The sequence below is a fragment of the Tumebacillus lipolyticus genome, assembly GCF_042682745.1.
Taxonomy (GTDB): Bacteria; Bacillota; Bacilli; order Tumebacillales; family Tumebacillaceae; genus Tumebacillus_A; species Tumebacillus_A lipolyticus.
The window spans coordinates 60,982-85,403 of sequence record NZ_JBHUIO010000009.1; the positions used below are offsets into that span (position 1 = coordinate 60,982).

2 protein-coding genes are annotated in these 24,422 nt (G+C 60.4%); both read right to left on the reverse strand.

Annotated elements, in window-relative coordinates; translation table 11 throughout:
* Positions 1–4,008, reverse strand: coding sequence for a non-ribosomal peptide synthetase (locus tag ACFSOY_RS14425; protein ID WP_386047743.1), 4,008 nt, complete (start codon positions 4,006–4,008; stop codon positions 1–3).
* Between the two features lie 67 nt (positions 4,009–4,075).
* Positions 4,076–24,061 carry a non-ribosomal peptide synthase/polyketide synthase gene (locus tag ACFSOY_RS14430; RefSeq protein WP_386047745.1) on the reverse strand — a complete coding sequence of 6,662 codons (19,986 nt, stop codon included), beginning with the start codon at positions 24,059–24,061 and terminating at the stop codon, positions 4,076–4,078.
* Positions 24,062–24,422: the final 361 nt, after the last annotated feature.

A 24,422-nucleotide genomic window follows, 5' to 3' on the forward strand; every position in this document is an offset into this window, starting at 1 on the left:
TTATCTGTCTGTGATCGCATCTGCGACCGATTGCACATGCGGCTGCTGCAACATGTTGTAATGGTTCGCTTGCATCTGGATCACCTGCACTTCACCTGTGATCAGTTGCTTCCACCCATGATCTGGTGCGCCCGCCGCGTCGGAGCGGAAGAGCAACAGATCTCCACCGTAGGCGATCGGGCGGTAGGTCGTATAGGCGTCGATGTTCGCTTTAAAGACTTCCCACAATCGCTTCAAGCTGTCGAGCTCGATCGGGAAGGGCAGCTGCTGTTGCAACAGTTGAAGGGCATGATCCTCCCCCTTGATCGCCTCTTGCGGCTGCTTAAGCTCAGCGCCGCCCATCAGGTCGCCCGCAAAGGTGGCCAGCAGGGTCAGCTCGTCCGCTTGCAGCTGATAGGTCGGCAGCGGAGCGAGCGAGTCGAAGAGGGCGAGCAGCTCGATCTGTTCCCCCTGCGCCTGCAGTTGATGCGCCATCTCGAAGGCGATCGTACCCCCGAGCGACCAGGCGGCGATTCGATAAGGGCCCTGTGGTCTGACGGTGCGAATCGCCTCGATGTAGGCGGCTGCCAGCTCCTCGATGCGAGTCAGCGGTTGCTCCCCCGCTTCCAGACCGCAAGCTTGGAGGCCGTATACAGGATGCGCAGTCCCGAGACTTTCGGAAAGCGCCGTGTAGCAGAAGACGCTTCCGCCCACCGGGTGCACGCAGAAGAGCGGCGCTCGATCGCCATCCGGTTGAATCGGAATCAGCGGGTACCAGCTCTGCGTGCTCGCTCGGCGCAACGCACCTGCCAAATGCTCGATGGTGCCGCCTTCAAACAGCGTGGCGAGCGGAAGCGCTTGCTCGAACACACTTGAGATCTTCGTCATCAAGCGCACGGCGAGCAGCGAGTGCCCACCGAGTGTGAAAAAGTTATCGCGCACTCCGATATTGGTAACGCCGAGCAGCTCCTCCCAGATTTTGACCAGCTCCACCTCCAGCGAGTCGCGCGGCGCGATGTGCGTCTCCTCCGCTTCGATGCGCATCCCTACAGGAGAAGGCAGCGCACGGCGGTCGAGCTTGCGGTTCGCATTGAGCGGCATCGCCTCAAGAAAGAGAAAGAGGGAGGGCAGCATGTAGTCGGGCAGTTTGTCTTGCAGGTACCCGCGCAGCTCATCGGTCGTCGGCGCGGGCTCCGCGCGCGCGACCAGGTAGGCGACCAACCGCTTGTCACCAGCTGAAAACTCGTGCGGGACGACAGCCGCTTCCAGCACATCTTGGTGTTGGCGCAGCACGCTTTCGATCTCACCCGGCTCGATCCGATAGCCCCTGATCTTCACCTGATGATCGAGGCGACCGAGATACTCCAGATTGCCGTCCGCTCGCAAGCGCACGCGGTCGCCCGTTTTGTAATATCGCTTTCCCTCCTGCACCAAAAATCGTTCGGCGGTCAGCTCCGGACGGTTCAAGTAGCCATCCGCTAGGCACAGCCCACCGATGCACAGCTCCCCTGGGATGCCGAGCGGAACCGACCTGTTGTTCGCATCGACGATCCGGAGTGCTGCTCCATCGATCGGACGGCCGATCGGAGGGAGATTGTCCGCCTCGTGCGCAGGTAGTCGGTAGGAAGTGACGACATGCGATTCGGTCGGCCCGTAATGGTTGTACAGCGTGCAGTCGGTCAATCGGTCGAGCAGGCGACAGATCGGCCGCGTCAGTTGCAGCTGATCGCCCGCCGTGTAGATTTCGCGCAGAGCAAGATCGAGCTTGGGCAACCCTTCGGCCGCTTCGGCAAGCTGTTGAAACGCGACATATGGCAAAAACAGGCGCTCCACCTTCCACTCTGCCAAATAGGGGAGCAAGCGCATCGGATCGCGGCGCACCTCCTCCGGCACGAGGACGAGCGTGCCGCCTGAGCAGAGCGTGGAGAAAATCTCCTGCACCGATACATCAAACGTGATCGTCGCATATTGCAAGGTTCGCTGTTCGGCTGCAAACTTGGCGTCCTGCAACTGCCATTCGATCAGGTTGCAAATGGCGCGGTGGGGCATGACCACCCCTTTGGGCTGCCCCGTCGTGCCAGACGTGTACAGCACGTAGATCGGATCGGCCAGCAGATCGTCCCCGTCAGATGCGCTTCGCTTGCCTGCATCTGAAAAGAGATAGATCGACACATCGCCATGACGCATCACGCTTTCCGCTCGCTTGACCTGATCGATCTGCCCATCTGGGGAAGCGATCAGCGCACAAACGCCCGCATCATTGATCATATACTGCTGACGCTCTACAGGGTGGGCCGGATCGATCGGCACATACCCTGCTCCCGTCTGCAAGATCGCCAGGATGCTGGTGATCAGCTCAGGTGAGCGGCCTAGGCGAACGCTGACCAGATCGCCCCGTCCGATCCCCAGACTGCGCAGCCGTTCGGCGAGCGCTGTGGCGTTTTCTAGCAGGGTTGCGTAGGAGACCTGATGATCCCCGATCTGCACAGCTGCTGCGTTTGGCGTTCGGCTCGCCTGTTCTGCGAACAGCTGATGAACGCACCGCTCTCCTGCGCTTTCAGGCGATCTGCCAACGCAAAACGCGTCGAGCGCTCGCCGCTCCTCACTGTCGATCAGGTTTAACTCCGACACCTTTTGCCGCGGGTTGTCGGTCAGGCTGATCAACAGCTCACGATAATGAACGAGCATCTGGGCGACGGTCGCCTCTGCGAACAGATCGGTGCTGTAATCGAGCATGCAAGTCAAGCTCCCATTCGTATCCCCTACTGCCATCGACAGGTCGAACATCGCCGTCTCCACTTCAACAGGCAAGGGAAGCCACGTCAACTCCGGCAGTTTCATCTGCGCAAACAGTTCGGGCAGGTAGCGGAACAGCGCCTGAAAGAGCGGAGTCTGGCTCATGTTTCGCTCGACCTGCAGCTCTTCGACCAACCGTTCGAACGGAATGTCTTGGTTGGCAAACGCGTCGAGCGATACTTTTCGCACCTGCTGCAACAGCTGTTGGAACGTCTGCTCCTCTTGAAAGCGAACGCGCAGGGAGAGCGAGTTGATAAACAGCCCGATCAGTCCCTCAAGCTCGCCTCTGCTCCTCCCGGCGATCGGAGTGCCGATCGAGATGTCGTCCTGCCCCGTGTATCGATGCAGCAACACATGAAAGGCAGCGGTGAGCAGCATGAAGAGCGTGACGCCTTCCGCCTCGCACAGCGCGTGCAACTTGGCGGTCAGCTCGTCGGCGAGCGGCAGTCGCACCTGCGCTCCTCGCGACGAAAGCTTGGGCGGGCGCAGTCTGTCTGTCGCCAACTGCAAGGTTGCCGGCCGATCTCCTAACTGCTCTTTCCAATAGGTCAGCTGTTTGGCCATCAAGCTCTCTCGATCGAGCAACCACTTAGCATAATCTGCATACTGAATCGGCAGCTCCGGAAGCGGTGATCCTTTCCCTTGATAGAACGCTTCGTACAAGGCGGTCACCTCTTGCAGGAGCACGCCGAGCGACCAACCGTCTGCCACGATGTGATGCAAGGTGAGCAACATGATGTGCGCTTCCTCCGACAGTCGCAACAGCTTCACTCTGATCAGCGGGCCTTTTTCGAGGTCAAACTTCGCCTGTACCTCTTGGCGAGCATACGAGCGCCACGCTTCCTCTTCGATGTCGATCGGTCGGATCATCAGCTTCGACTCTTTGGCGATCGCTTGGTAGGGAATGCCGCCTTCCGAATGAAAGGTGGTGCGCAGCGCCTCATGTCTGCGAATGATCTCGTTTAAGCTGAGCTCCAGCACATCGTAGCGGAGGCGACCTTCCATGCGAATGATCGAAGGAACGTTATAGACGGGGTTGCCCGGCTGCAAGCGATCGAGAAACCACAGGCGGGACTGGGCGAACGACAGCTCCGCCCGCTCTGCCGGCTCACGTTTGGCGATGGTCGCGCTCGCCGGCGCTTTCGCTTCGCCGCGCAAACGCTTTTCAAGCAGTGCCCGCTTTTCGGCAGACAGGTTGGAACGTCGTTGCGTCAAGTCTGTGTTGCGGCTCATACGGTCACCTACCTCATGATTGATGAAAGCAACCCCTTGCGCATCAAGCAAGGGGCTGCAGATAAGATCAGAGACTGATCTTCACCTCGGCGAGATGTTGCTTCAATATCTCGCTCAGGTCGTTCACGTTCGGTTCTTTGATCAAAGTAAAATGGTTTCCGCCGATGCGATGGACGATCAGCTCGCCCACCAGCTGACGCCACCCGTACTCGTCCGACTCGGCGTTTTCCGCTTGAATCAGCAGCACGCGCTCGTCCGTCTGATCCGGCAGGTAGCGAGTAAAAGCTCGATAGTTGTTGCGAAAGACGTTGAACAGGCGGGTGAGCTCCTCGTAGCTGAGCTCAGGCGGCAAAACTTGATGCTCCCGCGACAGTTCCAGCAGAGCGGGAAGGCTCATCGCTGTGCTGAACGCTTCGTCCTCCGCCACCCGCTCCAACTCCAGACCGTGCTGTCCGGCGAGATCGCGAGCGAAGGAGAGCAGCAATTCTGTCTCCTCCATCTCGCGCTGGTACTCGGGCAGCGGCGCGCGCGTGTCGATCAGCGCGAGCAGTTCCACCTGCTCCCCGATCGTGCGCAGCTGACGCGCCATCTCAAAGGCGATGGTGCCGCCGAGCGACCAGCCGCCCAAGCGATAGGGACCTTCCGGCTGAACGGTGCGGATGGCGTCGAGATAGGCGATCGCCATCTCTTCGATCGTGTCGATCGGCTCGCGATCGTCGTCAAGCCCTGGCGACTGCAGCCCATAGATCGGCTGCTCGACGCCCAGCTCCCGAGCCAGATCGAGATAGCTGAACACACTGCCGCCAACCGGATGGACGAGGAAGAGCGGACGCACCGCCCCAGCTGCCAGATCGGGCTGAATGGTCACCAGCGGCGTGGCAGGAGACGCCTGCCCGCCTTGGCGCAGAAGTGCTGCCAGGCTTTCGATCGTGCCCTGTTGGAACAGCGCCGATAAGGGCAACTTCTGCCCGAGGCGCTTTTCGATCTGTGCGATCATCCGCACCGCGAGGAGCGAATGTCCACCGAGCGAGAAGAAATTGTCGGTGACGCTGATCCTCGACGCGCCGAGCAGTTCGCTCCAGATGTGGGCGAGTTCCAACTCATAGCGATCTTGCGGTGCGACGAAGACGGCGCTTCGATCATAGCGCAACTCGCGGGCGGCGAGAGCGCGACGATCCAGCTTGCCATTCGGCGTGAGCGGCAGCGCCTCCAACACCTCGAAGGAAGCAGGAACCATGTAGTCGGGCAGGCTCTGCCTGAGAAATGCGCTCAGCTCTGCCGCGGTCAAGCTTCCTGTTGCTTCTTCGGTCAGGAAGGCGGCCAAGCGCTTCTCGCCCGCATCTTGACGGAGGAGTACCGCCACCTCGCGCACGGCAGGATGTTTCGACAGCGCCGCTTCGATCTCCCCGATCTCCACGCGGAACCCGCGCAGTTTCACCTGCGAGTCGATGCGGCCGACAAATTCGAGCTCCCCGCTGACCAGCCAGCGCACAGCATCGCCGGTGCGGTACAGCGTTCCCGCACCGAATGGGTTGGGAACAAACAGCTGTTCGGTCAACTCCGGTCGGTTCAGGTAGCCGAGCGCCACCCCATCACCGCCGGTGTACAGCTCGCCGACCACGCCGATCGGTACAGGCTGCATCTGTGCATCGAGCACATAGACGGACGTGTTGGCAAGCGGACGACCGATCGGCACCGTGTGTCCGACTTCGCTCGGATCGGTCATCACATGACAGGTGGTAAACGTCGTGTTTTCGGTCGGGCCATAGCCGTTGATCAAGCAGCCATCAAGATGTTCCAGCGCTTTTCGCACGTGCGCCGCAGACAGGACATCTCCCCCTGCCAGCAGTTGACGCACGCCGCGCAGCATCTCCGGATGGTGCTCGACCATGCTGTGGAACAGTCCGGCCGTCAGCCACAGCGTGGTCACCCCTCGCTGTTGGATCACCTCGCCCAACCGATCGAGCGACGCCTGTTCGGGTGGGAAGATCACCAGTTTGCCCCCGTTTAAGAGCGGTGCCCAGATCTCCAGCGTCGCCGCATCGAAGGCGATCGGCGCAAACTGCAGAAACACATCGCGGTCGGTAAATTGCGCATAGTTGGTACCGCACACCAGGCGCACGATGCCGCGATGCAGCACTTGAACGCCTTTGGGCAGCCCGGTCGAGCCGGACGTGTACATGATGTAGGCCAGGCTCTCCGCACTTGTCGCTTGCATCAGATTCTCCGCGCGCTCCGCTTCGAGCGTCCGATCGTCAACCAGCACGACTTCCGCCCGATGATCTGGCAGTCGACCTGCCAGATCGCTCTCGGTGAGCAACCATTCGATCTGCGAGTCCTCCAGCATGTGGAGCAGACGATCTTCCGGGTAGCTCGTATCGAGCGGGACGTACACCCCACCCGCTTTGAGAGTGGCGAGCATGGCGATGATCATGCCCATCGAACGCTCAAGGCTGATGCCGACCGTCTGTCCTGGCAGCAACCCGCGCGTTTGCAGGCGTCGCGCCAGACGATTGGCCGATTCGTTCAGCTGGCGATAGGTCATCTCTCGCTTGTCAAAGATCAGGGCGACCGTATCGGGCGCACGCATCACCTGTTGTTCGAACAGCTGATGCACAGCAGACTCGCGCGGGTAGTCTGACTGCGTTTTATTCCACTCGACCAGCAGTTGGTTCGCTTCGGCTGCCGAAAGCATCGGCAGTCGGCCGATCGGCCGAGTCTGATCGTCCGCGATCGCCTCCAGCAAGCGGACGAAATGGCCGCTCATCCGCTCGATGGTGGACGCTTCCCACAGATCGGCATTGTACTCGAAGTGCGCGCTCAACCCCGACTCCGTCTCGACCATCATCAGGGTCAGGTCAAACTTGGCGGTGTTGTTTTCCAGCGGCACTCCCTCAAGCTTCAGCCCTGGCACCTCAACACCTGCTCCCGGAGTGTTTTGCAGGACGAACATCGCCTGAAACAGCGGAGAGCGACCCAAGTTGCGATCCGGCTGAAGTTCGGCGACCAGCATCTCAAACGGCACATCCTGATGGGCGAACGCGTCGAGCGTCGTCCGTTTCACCTGCTGCAACAGTTCGGCGAAGCTGTGATCGCCAGACAGCGCGGTGCGCAAGACGAGCGTGTTGACAAAGAAGCCGATCAGATGTTCCACCTCTTTGCGATTGCGACCTGCGATCGGAGAGCCGATCAGAATGTCTTCCTGCCCGGTGTAGCGGAACAGCAGCGTTTGGAACGCGGTGAGCAAGGTCATGTACAGCGTTGCGCTCTCCTGTTGGCTGAGATCGCGAAGCTTTTGTGACAGCAGCTCAGACAGCTGGAACGACCACTTCGCCCCCTGTGCAGGCTTCCCGACCTGGCGAGGGCGATCGGTCGGCAATTCCAAGATCGAAAGCTCGCCGCCGAGCTGCTCTTTCCAATAGTCGAGTTGCTGCTGCATCAGCTCTTGGTGGAAATGCTGCCGCTGCCAGCGAGAGAACCCAGCATATTGCAGCGGGAGTGGAGCGAGCGGCGATGGTTCCCCTTTTTCAAATGCGGCGTACAGCGTCACCAGCTCGTTCAGGAAGACGCTCATCGACCAGCCGTCGGAGATGATGTGGTGCATCAGCAAGAGCAGCAGATGCTCCGCTTCGCCCACCTGATACACCGCCACCCGAAACAGCGGTCCGCTCGCCAGATCGAACGGGCGCTCCACCTCTAAACTTGCGGCGCGCAACGCATGCGCTTTTGGCTCCGCTTCCGCTCGCAGATCGACCACCGACAGATCGAGCAGCAGCTCCTCCTGCACCACCTGCATCGGCTCCCCTTCTTTGGACGGGAAGCTGGTGCGCAACGACTCGTGGCGGCGAACCATCTCGCCTAAGCTTTGCGCCAACACGTCCACGTTGAGCAGACCGGTCAAGCGCATCAGGGTCGAGATGTTGTAGGCGGCAGATCCTGGCTCCAACTGATCGATAAACCACAGGCGCTGTTGAGCGAACGACAGTGGCGTATCTCCCGTTTCGTCGAACACCATCTCGATCAGCTCTGCCGCATCTGATCCGCTCAGCAGATCTGCTTCCAGACGATCGGCGAGCGATTGGATGGTCGGAGCTTCGAACAGCGTTCGCAGCGGCAGTTCGACGCGGAACGTCTCGCGCACGCGGGAGGCGAGCTGTGTGGCGAGCAGCGAATGCCCGCCGATTTCAAAAAAGTTCTCGTCGCGACCGATCTGCTCACGGCCGAGCAGCCCAGTCCAGAGTTCGGCCAGCAGGAGCTCCGTGCTCGTCTGCGGCGGGAGGTACTCGCGATGCGGGAGGAGTCCTTGCTCCGGCTCAGGAAGCGCTCGGCGATCCACCTTGCCGCTGGACGTCAGCGGCAGCGCGTCGAGCTCGATGAAGTAGGCTGGCAGCATATAGTCGGGCAGCGACCCTTTCAGCCGACCGCGCAGTTCCTCAGCTGACACAGTTGCTGGCTCCACCGCGACGTAGTAGGCGACCAGGCGCTTCGTCCCGAGCTTGTCGGTGTGCGGCACGACCACCGCCTCCTGCACCTGTTCGTGCAGGCTGAGCGCCGCTTCGATCTCGCCGAGCTCGATGCGGAAGCCGCGCAGCTTGACCTGATGATCGATCCGACCGAGGTACTCGATGTTACCGTCGGCGAGCCAGCGCACCAAGTCGCCCGATCGATAGAGCCGGGCCGTCCGATCGCTGGTGAAAGGATGCGCGACGAAGCTCTCCTCCGTCAGCTCAGGTCGATTGTGGTAGCCGCGGGCAAGCCCCTGACCGCCGATATACAGCTCGCCAGCCACGCCGATCGGAACAGGCTGTTTGAACGAATCGAGCACATAGACCTGACAGTTGCCGATCGGTCGACCGATATCTGGCAGGCGGGACAGGTTCGGGTTGATCGAAAGCGTCGCCTCGATCGATGCTTCTGTCGGTCCGTAGGCGTTGATAAAGGTGCGCCCATCTGCCGACCATCGCTCCGCAACCTCGGTGGAGCAAGCTTCTCCGGCGGAGAGGATGGTGTGCAGCGTAGGGAGATTCTGCTCCGGCAAGAGCGTCAACACGGCGGGCGTCAGGATCACATCGGTCACGCGATGCTGACGAATCAGTTCCGCAAGCCCTGCTCCTGGCAGCAACTGCTCTTGGCTGGCCAACACCAAGCTTCCCCCGGCGATCAGCGGCGTGAAGATCTCCATCACCGAGGCGTCGAACGACAGCGAGGCGAACTGAAGCATCCGGCTGTCTGTGTCGATCTGGAAGATTCCCACCTGGTAGCAGATCGTGTTGCAGACACCTCGATGCGGCACCAGCACCCCTTTCGGTCTGCCGGTCGAGCCTGATGTATAGATCACATAGGCGAGATTCTCCGTCTCCACCTCTGCGTTCAGGTTGTCGGCACTCTCTTTTGCGATCTGTAAGCGCTCCTCATCCACCGCCAGCACGGTCGAACGATGCTCCGGCAGCGAAGCGAGATGCTTCTGCAACGTCAGCAGCACCTCCGCCCCCGCATCGCCCAGCATATAGGCGAGTCGCTCTGACGGAGCGGCAGGGTCGAGCGGAACATAGGCGCCGCCCGCTTTGAGCACAGCCATGATCCCGATGATCATCTCCATCGAGCGCTCCATCACGATGCCTACACGTTGCTCGCGTTCCACACCGATTCGCTGTAAGATGCGCGCCAGTTGGTTCGCCTTCTCGTTCAGCACGCGATAGGTCAGCTCCTGCTCGCCGAAGATCAGCGCCGTCTGGTCTGGCGTTCGCTCCACCTGCGCTTCAAACAGTCGATGCAGGCAAGCATCGTTTGGCAGAGCGACTTCCGTTTGATTCCACTCGACGAGCAATGTCTGCTCTTCTGCGGGCGACATCAGCGGCAGCTGACCGATCAATGCGCTCGGGTCGGCTGTGATCGCTTCGAGCAGGTTGGAGAAGTGTGTCGCCATCCGCTCGATCGTGCTCGCTTCAAACAGGTCGGTGCGGTATTCGAGAACGCCGCCGATGCCCGATTCCCCTTCCATCATCATCAAGGTCAGGTCGAACTTGGCAGACGTGCGCGACACGTCGACCGACGTCAGCGTCACATCCTGCAGCGCAAATTCGGAAGTCGGTGCATTCTGGAGCAAAAAGGTCACTTGGCACAGCGGGCTTCTGCTCATGTCCCGCTCGATTCCCAGCTGATCGATCAGCATCTCAAACGGCAGATCCTGATGGGCAAAACCGCCGAGCGCCGTCTCCTTCACCCGTTGCAGCAGTTCGCGGAAGCTCGGATTGCCAGACAGATCGGTGCGCAGAGCGAGCGTGTTGACAAAAAATCCGATCAACGGCTCGATCTCCGCCCGATTGCGCCCGGCGATCGGTGCGCCGAGCACAAGATCATCCTGTCCGCTGTAGCGCGACAACAGTGTTGAAAAGGCGGCGAGCAACGTCATGTACAGCGTCACCCCTTCCGCTTGAGAGAGGGTGTTCAACCGCTCGCTGAGCGCTTCGCTCAGCACAAACTTGACCGAGTCGCCGCGGAACGTCTGCTGGGCGGGTCGCGGACGATCGGTCGGCAGCTGCAGGACGGGGATCTCACCTGCAAATCGCTCTTTCCAGTAGCTCAGCAGCTGTTCGAGCCGCTCCCCTTGCAGCTGTTCGCGCTGCCAGACAGAGTAGTCCGCATATTGGATGGCAAGCTCGGGCAGCGGCGATGCTTCCCCGCGCTCAAAAGCAGCGCAAAGGGTCATCAGCTCGCGGGTGAACACGCCCATCGACCAGCCGTCGGAGATGATATGGTGCATCGTGAACAGGAAGAGATGCTCCTGCTCGCTCACCTTGACCAGCTTGGTACGCAACAGCGCGTCCTCGGTCAGATCGAACGGCATGTTGATTTCCGCTTCGATCAGCTCCGCGATCTTCGACGATCGATCCGCATCGGATAACAACATCAGGTCGATCACCGGCAAAGCGTGAACTCGCTCCGCCTGGATCACCTGCACCGCCTGCCCGTTCACCGTCTGGAAATTGGTGCGCAGCGATTCGTGGCGGCGGACGATCTCTTGCAGCGTGCGCTGCAACAATGCTGCATCGAACAGCCCTTCGATTCGCATCACGAGCGGGATGTTGTACGCGACGCTCAGCGGGTCGAGCTGGTCGAGGAACCAAAGTCGCTGCTGCGCGAAGGACAACGGCAGCTGACCCGCTCGATCGACAGGTCGGATCGCCGTCGTCCGATTGAGAGTTCCGGCGTCTCGCTCCACGCACTCTGCAAGCGCAGCGACGGTCGGACGCTCAAACAGCAGGCGAAGCGGCAGCTCCCGTTGCAGTCGCTGGCGAATGCGCGAGATCAGCTGTGTCGCCATCAGCGAATGACCGCCTCGCGAGAAGAAATTGTCGTGCACGCCGACTCGCTCTACGCCGAGCACCTCAGCGAACAGGCCGGCGATCAGCGATTCGATCTCGGTGCGAGGCTCCACATAGGTGGCGGTCGATCCGCTTCCCCGCTCCGGTTTCGGCAGCGCTTTGCGATCGACTTTTCCGTTGGCCAAGCGCGGCAGGGAGTCGAGGAACTGGTAAGAGGTCGGCACCATCGCCGCAAGCAAGCGCTGCTCCAGATAGGAGCGCAACTCTTCTGCGCTCGCCTCTACCCCCTGTTTGCACACGACATAGGCGGCGAGCGCCGTCTGACCGCGCTCATCCTTCCAGTCGATCACCGCACACGCATCGACCGCATCGTGGCCGAGCAGGGTCGAGGACACTTCGTGCAGTTGAATCCTTACGCCCCGCACCTTCACCTGATCGTCCATCCGCCCCAAGATCTCCAAGCTGCCGTCTGGCAGATAGCGCCCTTTGTCGCCAGTCAGGTACAACAGGTCGGAGCTGTCGTGCGGGCGGTGCGGATTTTGCACAAACTTTTTCTGCTCCTGCGGCGCATTGATGTAGCCGAGCGAGCGATATGGGGTGCGCAGAACGATCTCCCCCTGCTCGCCGATTCCGCAGACCGCAAACGATTCGTTCAAAACGAGCGCCTGCGTCTGCGGGAAGGGAACCCCCGCAGGTTGAATCCCAGCTGCCGGCACCTTCGGCACGATGTAATAGCATTTGACCATCGTCGTCTCGGTTGGGCCGTACAGGTTGATGATCTCGCCCATCTTCGGGAACGCAGTGCGCAGACGGTTCACCAACACATCGCTCAAAGGCTCGCCGGCGAGGAACAGATAGCGCAACGAAGGAAGGCTGATGCTGGACGGCGGTTCGCTCGCCCACGCTTGCGCCACAGATGGAACGGTGTGCAACAGCGTGATTCGCTCCCGCTCAAGCCACGGTAAGATCACATCGCCGCCGAGATCGTCTGTTACCTCTGGCAAGCAGAGGGTCGCTCCGCTCGTCAGCGGCAGAAACACATCGCGCAGTACGGCGTCAAACGACAGGTGAATCAGCTGCGCCACGCGGTCGTCCGGGCCGATCTGGAACGTATCTCGCTGCCAGGCGAGGAAGTGGTTCAACCCTTTGTGACAGCCCAAAACTCCTTTTGGCACACCTGTCGTCCCCGATGTGAAGAACAGGTAGGCCGGGTCATCCGGCTGAAGTTCAGGCAGCTCGACCGTCAGATCTGCGACCCGATCTTCTGCGATACCGCGCTCCGGATCGATCCGAATGATGTCAAACGCACCGAACATCACCTGCCATTCGGCGCTCATCTGCTCATCGCTCACGTACAGCAGATGCGTCGCTTTCGATTGCTCGACCATCACCTGCTGACGGCTGAGCGGCAGGTGCAGATCTATCGGCACCAGAACGCCCCCGCTCTTCAGCACGCCGAGCATGGCGGTGACGAAGCCGAAATTGCGCGTGCCGACCACCGCGACCGACGATTTGCTCGTCACGCCGCTTGCGACCAGCGCCCGCGCCAACTCTTCCGCTCGCCGTTGCAAGCTTGCGTACGACCACTGGCGCTCACCTTGCGAGACGGCCGCCCGCTCTGGCGAGCGATGCGCCCAATCGGCGACGAGCTCTGCGACTGGCGGATAGACCAGCTCGACGATCTCCGCCTGCGGATCGGGCAGCAGCTCGCTTCCGGCTGCTGTGATCAGCGAGAACCGTTTCAGCTCGCGATCAGGATCTTCCACCACCTGCTCCAGCAGGAGGCAGAACTGCTCCATGAACAGCTCCATCCGCTCGTTCGTGAAGCGTCCCGCCTGGTAGACGAGGCTCAAGCGGAACTGTTCCTCGTTTTCCGAGATGTACAGCGTCATCAAAAATTTGGACGCCGGATCTTCGTTTGCTGTGAGCGGTGCGAGGACGAGGTTGGGCAGGGTCAGCTCCGCATCTGGCGTATTCACAAAATTGACCATCACATCGAAGATCGGGTTGCGGTGCAGATCGCGCTCCGGCTGAATCTCTTCGACGATCTTCTCAAACGGCACCTCTTGATGCGCATACGCCTCCAACGTCGTCTCGCGCACGCGATCCAACAGATCGCGGAAGCTGCTCGCCTCTGCGAGATCGGTGCGCAGCGCCAGCGTGTTCAGCAGGATGCCGATCAGCCCTTCTGTCTCCACCAAGTTACGCCCGGCGACCGGCGTGCCGACGATCAGATCCTCTTGCCCGCTCAGGCGGCTGAGCAATGTCTTAAAGGCGGCGAGCAGCGTCATAAACGGAGTCGTGCCTGCCTGCTGACCCAGCTGTTTCAAACTGCGGGTCAAGCCCTTGGAGAGTACGACCGTCCGCTTGCCGCTCCGTCCATCCTGCTCTGCCGTTACAAGATCGGTCGGCAGCTCAAGCACCGGAAGCTCGCCTGCGAGCTTCGCTTTCCAATATCCGATCTGCTCCTCTAGCGTCTCGCCCTGCATCCAGTTGCGCTGCCAGATCGCATAGTCGGCAAACTGAACTGGCAGCTCCTTGAGCGGCGAGGGCTGGCCTTGCGCGAAGGCGTGGTACAGCGCGGCAAACTCTTCGACGAGCACGCTCGTCGACCATCCGTCGGAGATGATGTGGTGCATGTTGAGCAGCAGGGCATGCTGCTCATCGCCAAGCTTGACCAAAGTCGCGCGCAGCAGCGGGCCTCGCTGCAGGTCGAACGGCTCTCGCGCATCTTGAAGCACCAGCCGTCCCAACGTTTCTTCGCGATCTGCTTCCGCCGATAGATCGAGCAGATCCAAGTTGAAATCGAGCGCGGCGGCGATCACCTGCACCGCCTGCTCCTCCACCAGTTGGAAGGTGGTGCGCAAAGATTCATGGCGGCAGATGATCTCGTCAAAACTGCGCCGCACCGCCTCCACATCGAGCGAACCGTGCAACCGGAAGGCCATCGGGATGTTGTACGCATTGCTTCCCGGCGCGAGCTGATCGAGGAACCAAAGCCGCTGTTGCGCATACGAGAGCGGGATCAGCTCAGGGCGCTGCGCTTTGCGAAGCGGCGGCAGTCGCACTTCTGTCGCGCGCTGCTCATCGCCGCCCAGCAGTTTGGCAAGACCTGCGACCGTCGGGTGGTCAAACAGCGCTCGCAGTGGCAGCTCCGCTTGAAACACCTCCCGAATCCGCGAGATCAGCCGCGCTCCGAGCAGCGAGTGTCCGCCCAGCTCGAAGAAATGATCGAACGCGCCGACCTGTTCCACTTCGAGCAGCTCTGAAAACAGCTGGGCCAGCTTCTCTTCCACCTCTCCTCGCGGCGCCACATACTCGATCTCCAGATCGGGGCGGCCCTCCGGCTCTGGAAGCGAGCGCTCATCCAGCTTGCCGTTAGCGGTGAGCGGAAACGATTCGAGCACGACATACGCGCTCGGCTGCATGTAGTCGGGCAGGCGGTCGCGCACAAACTGACGCAGCTCTCCCAAGTCCACCGGCTGCGCAGGATCGAGCACGAGGTAGGCGACGAGGCGCTTCAAACCTGACACCGCATCTCGCACCAGCACGGCCGGTTTCACGACGGCCGGATGCTGTGCGAGCACCGCCTCGATCTCGCCAAGCTCGATGCGAAACCCGCGGATTTTGACTTGGTTGTCGATGCGACCTACATATTCGAGCGTACCATCGGCGAGCCATCGCACCGAGTCGCCCGTCTTGTACAGGCGCTCCCCCGCGACGAACGGACTGGCTACAAATTTCTCATCGGTCAGATCGTTCCGGTTTAAATATCCGAGCGCCAGCCCGACGCCGCCGACGTGCAGTTCTCCCGTCACCCCGATCGGCACCGGCTGCATCTGCTCATCGAGCACGTAGGCGGTCGTCTTGGCGATCGGGCGGCCGATCGGGACGATCGCCCCGATCTGATCGGCCGTCGTGAGCAACTGAGCGGTCGCGACGGTCGTCACCTCTGTCGGTCCGTAGAGGTTGAGCACCGGACAGCCCAGCTGTTCGAGTACCTGTCTGGCATGATGGGCAGACATCGCTTCACCGCCCGATCCGAGCAAGCGAAGACCGCGCAACCCTTCGAGGTACACGTCGACCATCTGTTGGAACAGACCAGCCGTCAGGAACAGCACCGTCACGCCGTGCGCCTGAATCGCCTGTCCGATCTCTTCTGCAGAAGCTTTAAAGGGTGGGAACACGACCAGCTTCGCGCCGTTCAGCAAAGCCCCCCAGATCTCCAGAGTTGACGCATCGAAGGAGATCGGCGCATATTGCAGCGCCACATCGTCAGACGAGTAGGGCAGTGCAGCTGTCGGTCCATAGACCAACCGCACGATCCCGCTGTGCGGAATCAAAACCCCTTTGGGCATGCCGGTCGAGCCTGATGTGTACATCACATACGCCAACGAATCCGGCGCATAGGCAGACGACAAGTTCTCACCGCTTTCCGCTGCGATCTCTTCGGTGAGCGCATCGATGCTCATCGTCTGCGCCGAGTGCGGCGGAAGTTTTTCCGCGAGGTGCGCCTGTGTGAGGATCACGCCGACCTGCGTGTCGTCGAGCATGTGGCGCAAGCGCTCAGCCGGATAGGTCACATCGATCGGCACATAGGCGCCACCCGCTTTCAGGATCGCCAGCACCCCGACGATCATCTCGATCGAGCGCTCCATCGCAAGCCCCACCAGCGACCCGTTCGTCACCCCTCTGTTTTGCAGGCAGCGAGCGACGCGGTTGGCTTGTTGGTTCAACTGTCCGTAGGACAGCGTCTGCTCGCCAAAGACGAGCGCGACCCGCTCGGGTGATGTTTCCGCCTGTCGCTCAAACAGCTGATGCACCGAAAGCTCAGGCAGCTCCACGTTCGTCCGATTCCACTCGTACAGCATCTGCTGCCGCTCGCGCTCGGTCAGCAGCGGCAACGAGCGCAACTTCGCCTCGGGACGTTCCACCACCAGTTCAAGCAGATGCACAAAATGGTCGACCATCCGCTGTGCGGTCGCCTGGTCAAACAGATCCGCATTGTAGGACAGCGTGCCGTACAGCTCGCTTTCCCCTTCGCCGATGTTCATCGTCAGGTCGAACTTCGCCTGCTCGCTCGAAAGCTCCACCTGCTGGAAAGTCATCCCTTCCACTTCCAAGCTGCCCAGCGGGGTGTTTTGCAGGGCGAACATCACTTGGAACAGCGGCGAGTGGCTCATGTTGCGCTCCGGCTGAAGCTCGGCCACCAGCATTTCAAACGGCATCTCCTGATGGGCGTACGCTTCCAGCGTCGTCCCCTTGACCTGCCGCAACAGGTCAGAAAAGCTCAGATCGCCCGACAGGTCGGTCCGCATGACCAGCGTGTTGACAAAAAAGCCGATCAGCGCTTCAAGCTGCGCGCGGTTGCGCCCGGCGATCGGCGTGCCGACCGAGATGTCGTCCTGCCCGCTGTAACGGCTGAGCAGGATGTTAAACGCGCTGAGCAACGTCATGTACAGTGTCGCCCCTTCGCGCCTGCCCAACTCGACCAACCTGTTTCTCATCTGATGATCGAGCATAAACGTGACGATGTCGCCGCGATGCGTCTGCACCGCGGGACGCGGACGATCGGTCGGCAGCTGTAAAACGCTGCGCTCCCCGCCGAGCTTTTGCTTCCAATAAGCTAACTGCTGCTCAAGCACTTCGCCTTGCAAGCGTTCGCGCTGCCAGTACGCATAGTCCGCATATTGGATCGACAGCTCCGGAAGCGGAGAGGGCTGCCCTTTGGAAAACGCATCGTACAGAACCCCGAACTCGCTGATAAACACGCCCATCGACCAGCCGTCGGAGATGATGTGATGCATCGTCAGCAAGAGCACATGATCTTCCGCCCCCGCCTTCAGCAGCTGCAGACGCACCAGCGGCCCTTTCGCCAAGTCAAAAGCGTGCGCCTGCTCCGCTTCGGCCAAGCGGTAGATCTCCGCCTCCACATCGGCAAAGCCGCGCAGATCGAGCAGCGGGAGCGGGCGGAACTCCGGCTCTTCGATCACTTGCATCGGCTCGCCGTCGATCTCTTTAAACACGGTGCGCAGCGATTCATGGCGACAGATCATCTCATGAAAAGCTTGTTCAAGCGCCCGCACATCCAGCTTGCCGATCATCCTCACTGTCGTCGGAATGTTGTACAGCGAAGTGCCAGGGTCCATCTGATCGACCAGCCACAACCGCTGCTGCGCAAAAGAAAGCGGCATCTGGACGACCTCATCCAGCTCATCTGCTCCCTCCGCTTGGTCGGGAAGCTTTCGCCACGCTTCCTCGTCCATCTGCACACAGTCGCTCAACTTCTCCGCCAATTCGGCGACGGTCGGCGCCGCGAACAGGGTGGCCACCGGCACTTCCACCTTCAACTCGGCCATGATCAGCGACAGCAGACGGGTCGCCAACAGCGAATGACCGCCCAGCTCGAAAAAGTTGTCCTCTACGCCCACCTGTGGCAAGTTGAGCACTTTAGCATACAGTTCGGCCAGCGCTTGCTCAAGCGGCGTTCTCGGTGGCAGATACTCCGCTTGCAGTCCTGCACGATCTCCTTCCGGTGTCGGCAGCGCTTTGCGATCGACCTTGCGCGACGCATTGAGCGGCAGTTGGTCGAGGAACATCAAGTAGGAAGGCAACATATACCCAGGCAAAACGTCGGAGAGGTAGCTGCGCAGCCCTTCTTTCGTGACTTCCATCCCCTGGCGGAAGACCACATAGGCGACCAAGCTCTTTTCCCCTGGCACGACTTCCCGGGCGAGCACAGCCGCCGCTTGCACATGCGGATGTTGGAGAAGCGCGCTTTCCACTTCGCCAAGCTCGACGCGAAAGCCGCGAATTTTCACCTGATCGTCGACGCGGCCTAAAAACTCGACCTCTCCCGTTGCCGACCAGCGAACCAGGTCGCCCGTCCTGTACAGACGACCGAAGCGATGCGTGACAAACCGCTCGCGAGTCAGCTCCTCACGCCCAGCGTACCCGCGCGCAACGCTCAACCCGCCGATGTACAGTTCGCCCGGCACGCCGATCAGCTGGAGACTCCCTTTTTGATCCAAGATGAACAGCTCCGCATTGTGGATCGGACGGCCGATCGGCGGAAAGCTCAGATCTCCGGTCACCTCATGTGCGCTCACCACGTGCGTTTCGGTCGGGCCGTACTGATTGAACAGCTGGCAGCCCGCCCCGTGGCCGATCAGATGGGAGATCGCAGGTGTCAACTGCAGCTGATCGCCCGCTGTGTAGATCTCGCGCAGCGCGAGCGTTTCCTCTTCCAGCGCTCGAAACGATTCGGCGATCTGTTGAAGCGCGACAGATGGCAAGAACATCCGCTCGACTCGCTGCTCCCGCAAAAAGCGCACAAGTCGCAGCGCATCTTGGCGCACCTCCTCGGCGAGCAACACGAGCGTACCGCCCGAGCACAATGCGCTGAACAGCTCTTGGAAAAACACGTCGAACGTTGCGGCCGCATACTGCAGCGTGCGCTGTTCTGGCAAAAAGCGGCCATCTCCAAGCTGCCAACCGATCAGGTTGGCGAGCGGCAGGTGGTGCATCAAGACCCCTTTCGGCACGCCTGTCGTTCCCGATGTGTACAGAAGATACGCTTCCGCTTCCAGCGATGCTTCATCACCTGCGCTGCGCACAGCAGACGCTGTCGGCTCTCCTTCGAGGAAGAGCACCGTCAAGCCTTGATGCGGGAGCTGGTCGAGCGACGACCTTTGCGTCACCAAAACGGAGATGCCCGCATCTGCCAGCACGAAGGACAGCCGCTCCTGCGGATGCGTTTTGTCGAGCGGGACGCAGCATCCACCCGCTTTGAGCACGGCGAGGATGGCGACGATCAGCTCCGGCGAGCGCTCCAAGCACAGGCCGACGCGCGATCCGCTGCTCACACCGCTCTGCACAAGTTCGGCCGCCCAACGATCGGCCAACCGATCGAGCTGACGGTAGGAAAGCGTCTGCCCATCGCCGAGCACAGCCAGCGCATCTGGCGTGTGAAGCGCCTGTCGTTCGAACAGCTGGTGTACGCACAGCTCTTCCAGCGCCACCTGTTGACCGCTTCCCCAAGCGAGCAACTTTGCGACATCCGCATCTGTCAGCAGATCGATCTCGCTCACCTTCTGCTCCGCATTATGCACCACTTGCTCGATCAACCGTTCCCAATTGTGCAGCAGTCTGCGAACCGTTTGCTCCTCAAACAGATCGGTGCTGTATTCAAGTGTGCAGAGGATCCCGTCCTCCCACTCTTCCGCATCGAGGAGCAGATCGAATTTTGCCGTCTTGCTCTCGATCGGGAGCACCGACAGCTGAGCGCCTGGCAGCTCGGCCGTCCGCTTCGGCGTGTTTTGCAGTACAAACATCGTCTGAAAGATCGGGGAGTGGCTCAGATTGCGCGCGACGCGCAGCTCCTCGACCAGCCTTTCAAACGGAACATCCTGATGCGCATAGGCGTCGAGCGCCGTCTTGCGCGCGCGGGCGAGCAGTTCGCGGAACGTCGGATCGCCCGACAGGTCGGCACGCATCGCCAGCGTGTTGGTGAAAAAGCCGATCAGCCCTTCCACCTCAGCCTGGGCACGCCCTGCGATCGGGGAGCCGATGATGAAGTCCTCCTGCCCTGAATGGCGGAAGAGCAACGCTTGGAAAGTTGCCAACAGCGTCATGTACAGCGTCGCTCCATCGCGTTTCCCCAGCTTTTTCAGCCCGTTGGTCAGCTCTTTGGACAGCCTGAAATCGATGCCGGCACCGCGGTAGGATTGCACGACAGGCCGCGGGCGGTCGGCTGCAAGCTGCAGAACGGGCAGCTCGCCTGCGAGCTGCTTTTTCCAATAGCCGACCTGCTCGTCCAGCACTTCCCCTTGCAACCAGTACCGCTGCCATTCTGCATAATCGAAATATTGCACAGGCAGCGCGGGCAAGGTGGACGCCTCCCCGCGCACAAACAGTTCATACAGCGTGGAGAGCTCCTCGATAAACACGCCGAGCGACCAACCGTCGGAGATGATATGATGCATGACCACCACCAGCAGATGTTCCACTGCAGTGAGCTTGAGCAAGCCGGTGCGGAGCAGCAGATCTTGTGACAGATCGAACGCGCGCTCCACCTCCGCCTGCACCAATCCGCGGGCGGTTCGCTCCCGCACCTCATCGGGCAGATGCGTCAGATCGAGCAGCGGCATCGCCAGATAGGGTTGCTCAGCGATCACCTGCATCGGTTCGCCGTCGACGGTGACAAACGTGGTGCTGAGCGCTTTGTGGCGCTTGACGATCTCGCGGAAGCTCTTCGCCAGCGCCTCCAGCTGAAGATCGCCAGCAAAGCGAACGGCCGTCGAGATGTGATACGCCGACTTTTCGGTCATCAGGCGATCGAGAAACCACAACCGCTGCTGGCTGAAGGAGAGCTGGTAGGGACTTGTTCGCTTGGTCGGCAGGATCGGTGGCATTGTCCGCGCCCCCCGCTTCAAGCGGCCGATCTGCGGTTGCGCCGTCTCTTCGCGCTTCGCTTGCTGTTCGCTTTCGATCAGCGAAGCGAGCCCTTCCACCGTCGAGGCGGAGACGAACAGTTCGCGCATTGGCAGCTCTACCCCGAGCTCCGTCCGAATTTTGGTCAGCAGCCGCGTGGCCAGCAGCGAATGTCCGCCCAAGTCAAAAAAGTCGTCCAGCAGGCCGACTTGCGATACATCGAGCAGCTCTGAAAAGAGCGCTGCCACCCGCTCCTCGATCGGTGTGCGCGGTGCGACATACTCGCTTCTCACCTCGGCGAACAGCTCATCGGGAGCTGGGAGTGCGCGGCGGTCCACTTTTCCGTTCGCGGTGAGCGGCAGCGCGTCGAGCAGGACGAACGTCTGAGGCACCATATACTCTGGCAGACGCTCTTGCAAAAACGCCCGCACTTCCTGCCTGATCGCATCCGCTTCCGCCTCGCCGCTCTGCACAGCGTAGGCGACCAAACGCTTCTCGCCGCGCGCATCCTGATGCAAGATCACCGCCGCTTCGCGAATCGCTTCGTGCTCCTGCAAGGTCGCTTCGATCTCACCCAGCTCGATGCGGAACCCGCGCAGCTTCACCTGATTGTCAATCCGTCCTAAAAACTCCAGATTGCCGTCATTGCGCCAACGCGCCAAGTCGCCCGTCTTGTACAGATAGGCATCCGGATCGCTTGCAAACGGGTCTTCCACAAATCGTTCCACCGTCAGTTCGGGCAGGTTCCAATAGCCGAGCGCCAGCCCATCGCCACCTGTGCACAGCTCGCCCGGAACGCCGGGCGGAAGCGGTTGCATCCGCTCATCCAACACATAGACGGTCGTGTTGGCGACCGGAACTCCGATCGGCACCCCCGCTTCGATGTCGGCGATGCTTTTGACCTCATAGGTGGTCGTAAACGTTGTGTTTTCGGTCGGGCCATACACGTTGATCAGGCGACAGGTCAACCCTGCTAACACTTTCTTCGCATGCGCCACCGACATCACATCACCGCCGGTCAGCAGTTGGCGCAGTCCGCGCAGCGCTTCCAGATTGCTGTCGATCATCTGGTTGAACAGACCGCTGGTCAGAAGCAGAGTGGTCACCCCTCGCTCCACCACCACGCGACCCAGCTCTTCGAGCGAGGCCTGGTAAGGAGGGAACATGACCAATCTGCCCCCGCTGAGCAGAGCGCCCCAAATCTCAAATGTTGAACCATCAAACGCGACGGGCGCATATTGCAAAAACACTTCCCGCTCGGTCAGATCCGCATAGTTGACCCCTTTGATCAGGCGCACGATGCCGCGGTGCAACACGCAGACGCCCTTCGGTTTGCCGGTGGAGCCGGACGTGTACATCATGTAGGCGATCGCGTCGCTCGTCACCAGCTCCTCAAGATCGCTCGCAGCAGAAGCGGCCAACTCCGCAGCTGCCAGATCGACAGCCAGCACATTGCCCGTTCGCAGGGTCAATCTGTCCTGCAGGTGGGCTTGCGTGAGCAAGACTGCCGCTTGCGAATCATCCAGCATGTAGCCGAGGCGTTCCACCGGATAGCTCACGTCGAGCGGCACATAAGCAGCACCCGCTTTGAGCACAGCTAAAAACGACACGATCAGCTCGATCGACCGCTCCATGTACACGCCGACAAACTGCCCTGTCGCCCCCATCGCCACCAGTTTTCGGGCCAATCGGTTCGCCTGTTCATTCAATTCGCGGTAGGTCAGGCTGATCTCAGCAAATTCGAGCGCCACCGCATCTGGCGTCCGCTTGGCCTGCGCTTCGAACACCCGGTGCACCGCATCTTGCCGTGGGTATTCGCTCGTCGTATCATTCCACGCCACCATCATCTGCACGCGCTCATGTTCATCGAGCAGGCGCAGCTCTCCCACCCGTTCGTTCGGACGGCTGACGATCGATTCCAGCAGATTGACAAAATGTCGCATCATTCGCTCGATCGTCTCCCGCTCAAACAGGTCGGTGCTGTATTCAAACTGAAGCGACAGCGCCTCGGCGCGCTCGACGAAGGCGACGGTCAGGTCGAACATCGCCGCATTCGATCTGCGATCCAGCGGCTGCCAAGCTAATTCTGCGCGATGAAACTCCGTATCTAACACCCCGCGCACTGCGAACATCACCTGAAACAGCGGCGACTGCGAAACGTTGCGCTCCACCTGCAGCTCTTCGACCAGCTTCTCAAACGGCAGATCCTGATTGGCAAACGCGTCCAGGCAGGTTTTGCGCACCTGTTGCAACACGTCGCAGAATCCTGGATCGCCGAGAAGATCGGCCCGCATCGTCAGCGTGTTCACGAACAGGCCGATCAGCCCTTCGATCTCGCCGCGGTTGCGTCCGGCCACCGGAGTCCCGACGCGGATGTCCGTCTCGCCCGTATAGCGGTGTAAAAACACCTGAAAAGCGGTGAGCAACGCCATAAAAAGCGTCACGCCCTCCTGTTCGCAGAGCGCGCGGATCTTGGTGACCAGCTCTTGCGAAAGGTAGAGCGAGCAAATCGATCCCTGAAAGGTCGGCTGAGCAGGACGCGGCTTATCGATCGGCAGCTCCAGCGGTTTCACCTGTTCGCCGAGCTGTCCCTTCCAATAGTCCAACTGCTTGGCCATCACCCCTTGCATCTGTTCACGCTGCCAAAGCGAGTAATCCGCATATTGCACCGGCAGCTCAGGCAGCGGTGAGCGCTCACCCGCTGCAAACGATTCGTACAGCGCCGCGATCTCACCGACCGTCACGCCGAGCGACCATCCGTCCGCCACGAGGTGATGGAAGGTCAACAGCACCCGATATTCCTGTTCGCGCAGCTTTAGCGCGCGGGCGCGCAACAAAGGGCCTTGCTTCAGATCGAACGCAAGTCCTGCCTCCTCTGCTGTCAGCCGGTCCGCTTCCGCTTCCCGCGCCGCCTCCTGCAGATCGGTCAGATCATGAACCACAAAAGGCACTTCCACCGCGTCTTTTACGATCTGGCAAGGCTCATCGTTCACCGTCGCAAACGTCGTGCGGAGCACTTCGTGGCGACAGATCAATTCATTTAAACTTTTCTCTAACGCTTCAAGATCTAATGGTCCTTCAATGCGCAGGACATTCGGGATGTTGTACACCGCCGTCCCCGGAAAAAATTGCTCAAGGAACCACATTCTCTCCTGAGCGAATGACATGGGGATCGGACCTGCTCCTGATCGCTTTGGAATCCCTGCAAAAGACTCTTTTGCCAGCTCCCCGCGAATTCGCTTGGCGAGCAGCGCACGCCTATCTGCGGAGAGGTCCGATCTTCTAAACTGATCCATCGTATCGTAACACCTCCAGTGAAGAGACGAGCAATAAGTATAAAATATTTGATTCCTAAGTGACAATTACGACATGTAGCTCGTACATCCCTCTATCAAACTTGAATATATTAAATCAAAATGTAAATGAAAAGGCTTACTTGGAAACTACTTCAGCTAGAGGAAAAAACTACAGTCGGAGAACCTCCACGAGAACGACACAAAAGCTTTAGAAACCACGTACATATAGATAGCGGTTCTTGTTGGCGGGCTCGAGCAAAAAAAATGACGAGCAGGGTATTTTCCTCTCGTTTCCCGCCAACAATATACCTCTACTTCCTTCTTGTGATGAGCACATGACCTGTGGCGCGGGTCGTGTGCT

Coding starts and splice junctions, on each gene's coding strand:
- ACFSOY_RS14425 (WP_386047743.1), bottom strand. CDS start 4,008: ATGAGCCGCAACACAGACTTGACGCAACGACGTTCCAACCTGTCTGCC.
- ACFSOY_RS14430 (WP_386047745.1), bottom strand. CDS start 24,061: ATGGATCAGTTTAGAAGATCGGACCTCTCCGCAGATAGGCGTGCGCTG.